Raw genomic sequence first — 4,333 nt, 5'->3', positions numbered from 1 at the left:
CGGGGTCCCTGCCCCCTTCCCGCCTTCCGATACGAACCGCCTGACCGCTTCAGCCGCCACATCGCAGCCGGTGACCTCAAATCCGGCGCGCTTGAGCGCAGTCGCCATGCCGTAGCCCATCGAGCCCAGCCCGATGACGGCGATGCGGGGTTTGACGGAAGCGGACATGCGGCGTTTCCTGACTTTTTGAGATTTGCCTCTTGCCTATCACGGCTTGGCCGCGCTGCCAAAGCGTGAGACAAGACTGTGGGATACCACGATGAGCGAAATAAAAATCCGCGAGGAAATCTGCCGTCTTGGCCGTTCGCTGTTCGAGCGCGGCCTGACTCCGGGCTCCTCCGGCAATATCTCCGTCAAGCTCGATGACGGCGGCTGGCTGGTCACGCCAACCAACGCCTCGCTCGGTTTCCTCGATCCGGCGCGGCTGTCGCGGTTGGATGCGGCGGGCTGGCTCCTCTCGGGCGATGCGCCGACCAAGGAAGTACCGCTGCATAGCGCGCTCTATGAGACTCGCGGCGTGGCGCGCGCCGTCGTGCATCTGCACTCGACCCATTCCGTGGCGCTTTCGATGTTGCCCGACATCGATCCGCGCGCCGCACTACCACCGATGACGGCCTATTATCTGATGAAATGCGGCGCCACCGCGCTCGTGCCCTACTACCGCCCCGGCGACCCCGCCGTTGCCGACGCGATCAAGGGGCTCGCCGGCAAATATTCCTCCGTGCTGCTCGCCAATCACGGCCCGGTCGTTTCGGGCGACACGCTAGAAGCAGCCGTGTTTGCGGTCGAGGAACTGGAGGAGACCGCAAAACTCTATCTGCTGCTGCGCGGCTTGAACCCGCGCTATCTGACGCCAGCGCAGATCGAGGATTTGACGAAGGTGTTTGGCGTGACGCTGCCGGAGCACATGCCTCACATTCCGGCCTCGTCCTGAGGAGCCGCGCGCCCGCGCGGCGTCTCGAAGGACGGACGGGATTAGCGCTCCATGGCCATCCCTTGAGGCGCCGCTTCGCGGCTCCTCGGGATGAGGATCACAATCCCAAATACGCCCTCCGCACGTCCGGATTGGACTTGATCTCGGACGATGTCCCCTGCATCTGCAAACGGCCGGTTTGCAGGATGTAGGCGCGGTCGGCGATATCGAGGCATTCGGCGATGCGCTGCTCGACGATCAGGACCGTCACCCCGGTATCGCGAATATGCTTCACGGCCTGAAAGATTTCGTCGACCAGCTTCGGCATGATGCCCTGCGACGGCTCGTCCAGCATCAATAGCCGCGGGCGCGTCATCAGCGCGCGGCCGATCGCCAGCATCTGCTGCTCTCCCCCCGACAGCGTTTCAGCGCGCTGATCGAGCCGCTCGGATAGTCGCGGGAAAAGCTTGAACACGAGTTCCAGCGGCGCCTCGCGATCCCCCTCGCTGCGATAGAGATAGCTGCCGAGTCTCAAATTGTCGCGAACTGACAAGCGTGGAAACAGCCGGCGATTTTCCGGCACGAAGGCGATGCCGCGCGCGGTAATCAGGTGCTGCGGCATACCGTCGATGCGGGTGCCGTCGAAGGTGACACTGCCGGAACGCGGCCGTTCAGCGCCGGCGATCGTTTTCAGAAGCGTGGATTTGCCGGCGCCATTGGCACCCGCCACGGCGACGACCTCGCCCTTTTCCACCTCGATCGAAACCTGCGAGATCGCAACCAGCCCCTGATAGGCGGTGGTGACTTCACGCACCGACAGCATGACGATCCCCAAGATAGGCGCTGATCACTTTCGGATTGCGGACGACGTCGGTGGGTTTGCCCTCGACCAGAACCTTGCCGAGATCGAGCACGATGGCGCGATCGACCAGCGGCATCACGATCTCCATGACATGCTCGACCATCAGCACCGTGACGCCGGCAGCACGAGCCTTTCGAACCAGTTCGACGCCGGTCTGCGCCTCGATCGGCGTCAGTCCGGTGAGCACTTCGTCAAGCAGTAACAGCTTCGGTTCGGTGGCAAGCGCCCGCGCTACTTCGAGACGCCGCTTCTCCGATGGAATGAGTTGGCTCGCGAGTATATTGGCGCGCGGCGCGAGCCCGCAGAATTCCAGCACTTCGTATGCCTTGCGGCGGGCCTCGCGCATCACGGTGGTGCGGATCAGCGCGCCGACGATGACGTTGTCGATCACCGTCATGGTCTCGAAGCTTTTGACCACCTGGAAGGTGCGCCCGACGCCGCGCTCGCAGCGTTCGGCTGCGGTCATGGGCGTGACATCCTCGCCGTCAAAAACGATCGAGCCTTGCGTCGGCGCATAGACGCCTGCAATCAGATTGAACAAGGTGGATTTGCCGGCGCCGTTCGGCCCGATCAGGCCGACGATCTCGCCGCGCCCGATCGAGATCGAGACGTCGCTGTTGGCGATGAGGCCGCCGAAGCGCTTCCAGATGCCTTTGGTTTCCAGCAGCGCCGTCATCGGACGATTTCCCTGCGGCGGGGCGAGAACAATCCGACCAGCCCTTCCGGGCGCGCCAGCGAAATCACGACAATCAGCGAGCCGTAGACGATCAGATCGACGCCGCGCCCGGAACCGCCAATGAAGGAGCGCGTCAATTCCGTCAGCGGAATGAGAATGACGGCTCCCAGCACTGGACCCCACAAGGTACCGATGCCGCCCAGCACCGCCGGCAGCGCCATCAACAGCGAGAACTGAAAGCCCATGACGCTTTCGGGATCGATATAGGATACGAATTGGGCGTAGAAGCTGCCGCCGATCGCGGTGAGGAAGGCCGAGACGGCGGCCGCACCCATCTTGGAATTGAACACGACGACGCCGAGGCTTTCGGCGGCGTCCGGATTATCTTTCACCGCGCGCCACCAGTAGCCCCACTTCGAGTCTTCCAGCCACCAGGTCACGAACCAGGCGATGCAGGCGAGCACAAGCGCGAAGTAGAAGTAAGGCAGCTTGCTGCGGGCGAACTGGAATTTGAGCCAGCTGTCGCCGTGCACGGGAATATCGATGCCGAGCGCCGCCCCCGCCCAGTCCCAATTCTGGAACAACAGAAGCGCGGTCTCGGCGATAACAATGGTGGCGATGACGAAATAGTGGCCGCGCAAACGGAAGCAGGGATAGCCGAGCGCCATCGCGATGACAGCCGAGATCAGGCCGCCACCGAGCATGCCGAACCACGGCAGCACGCCGAATTTCATGAAAAGCAGCGACGTCGTATAGGCACCCAGCCCGAAATAGAGCGCATGCCCGAGCGATATCTGCCCGCAATAGCCGGACAAAATGTTCCAGCTCTGCGATAGCGCCGCATACATCAGGGTCAGCACCATGATGTTCTGGATATAGACGTCCTTGACGAACAGCGGCAACAGCGCCGCGATCACGACAAAGACGGCGGCGAGGAGGAGATCGCGGCGCCGGCGGTCGGAAAAGGCCGTATCCATCAGAGTGACCCGAACAGGCCGCGCGGCCGGATAAAGACCACGAGCAGATAGACCGCGTAGATACCGACCGATTTCAGCGACGGCGGCAAGAGCAGCGCGGTCGTGGCTTCGACGAGGCCGACAATGATGCCGGCAGCGAAGGCGCCGAACACGCTGCCGAAGCCGCCGAGCGCCACGGTGACATAGGCGATCAGGGCAAAGGACGCGCCGACATCCGGGTAGACATAGAAGAAGATCGCCATGATCGCGCCGGCAAGGCCGACCAGCGCCGCGCCCAGGCCCCAGCCGAGTGCAAACACTCTATTCTTGTCGATACCGACCAGCGCCACCGCGCCGGCATCCTCACGCGTGGCTTCCAGCGCACGGCCGAAGTCGGTTCGATTGATGAAGAAGTAGAGCGCGACGAACGCCGCGATCGCCGTCAGCGCACCGAACAGCTGCGGCACAGGCAGGAAGACGCCGGCGACCGAGATCGTTTTGCCGCCGAGCCATGAATGGGTAATGCTGCGATAGTCCGGGGTGAAGAAATATTGCGCAAGCCCCCGCATCACGATCGCAAGCCCGAACGTTGCAAAGATCTGCACCATGCCGGCGTTGGCCTTGGCGCGGACTGCAAACCGCACGACCAGAAGATAGACCACGGCGCCGAAAACGAACAACGCCGCCGCCACCAGCGGCGCCGACAGCAAGGGATCGATCGCGAAGAACGAGAACAGGAAAAACGTCACATACATCGCGATCATCAGGAACTCGCCGTGGGCGAAGTTCACGACGTCCATCAGACCGAAGATCAGCGCCAGACCTGCGGCGATCAAGCCGTAGAGCAACCCCATCAGGAGGCCGCTCGCCAGGCTCTGGATGATAGTCTCGGCTGTCACCTGCCCCGCCCCCGCGTTAGTGGAGCG

At 62.9% G+C, this 4,333-nt stretch carries 6 protein-coding genes; 1 reads left to right on the top strand and 5 read right to left on the bottom strand.

Translation table 11 applies throughout. From position 1 onward, the window contains the following. Positions 1 to 168 (bottom strand): NAD(P)-binding domain-containing protein (locus M6D32_RS12940; RefSeq protein ID WP_298256679.1); only part of this gene is annotated, 168 nt, incomplete at its 3' end. Between the two features lie 91 nt (positions 169 to 259). Between M6D32_RS12940 and M6D32_RS12935 the strand changes: the two genes are divergently transcribed. Beyond that, complete coding sequence (locus M6D32_RS12935) at positions 260 to 934, top strand: aldolase (protein WP_298256675.1); 675 nt, start codon at positions 260 to 262, stop codon at positions 932 to 934. A 97-nt stretch (positions 935 to 1,031) separates the two neighbouring features. Here M6D32_RS12935 and M6D32_RS12930 read toward each other — a convergent pair whose 3' ends face one another. Genes M6D32_RS12930 through M6D32_RS12915 form a run of 4 tightly spaced genes read right to left on the bottom strand, consistent with a single transcriptional unit; the run spans position 1,032 to position 4,306 of the window. Further along, positions 1,032 to 1,736 (bottom strand): ABC transporter ATP-binding protein, encoded by a 705-nt coding sequence (locus M6D32_RS12930; RefSeq protein WP_298256673.1) that lies wholly within the window; start codon positions 1,734 to 1,736, stop codon positions 1,032 to 1,034. After that, complete coding sequence (locus tag M6D32_RS12925; RefSeq protein ID WP_298256671.1) at positions 1,720 to 2,451, bottom strand: ABC transporter ATP-binding protein; 732 nt, start codon at positions 2,449 to 2,451, stop codon at positions 1,720 to 1,722. The genes M6D32_RS12930 and M6D32_RS12925 overlap by 17 nt, the downstream gene beginning before the upstream one ends. Then, a complete protein-coding gene (locus tag M6D32_RS12920) occupies positions 2,448 to 3,428 on the bottom strand; it encodes a branched-chain amino acid ABC transporter permease (protein ID WP_298256669.1) in 981 nt (326 codons plus the stop codon). The genes M6D32_RS12925 and M6D32_RS12920 overlap by 4 nt, the downstream gene beginning before the upstream one ends. Continuing rightward, complete coding sequence (locus M6D32_RS12915) at positions 3,428 to 4,306, bottom strand: branched-chain amino acid ABC transporter permease (protein ID WP_298256677.1); 879 nt, start codon at positions 4,304 to 4,306, stop codon at positions 3,428 to 3,430. The genes M6D32_RS12920 and M6D32_RS12915 overlap by 1 nt, the downstream gene beginning before the upstream one ends. Between the last annotated feature and the right edge of the window lie 27 nt (positions 4,307 to 4,333).

The sequence above is a fragment of the Bradyrhizobium sp. genome (assembly GCF_027307225.1).
In the GTDB taxonomy this organism is placed as follows: domain Bacteria; phylum Pseudomonadota; class Alphaproteobacteria; order Rhizobiales; family Xanthobacteraceae; genus Bradyrhizobium.
The sequence above is the reverse complement of the archived record's forward strand: the minus strand, read 5'-3'. Positions and strand labels throughout refer to the sequence as shown.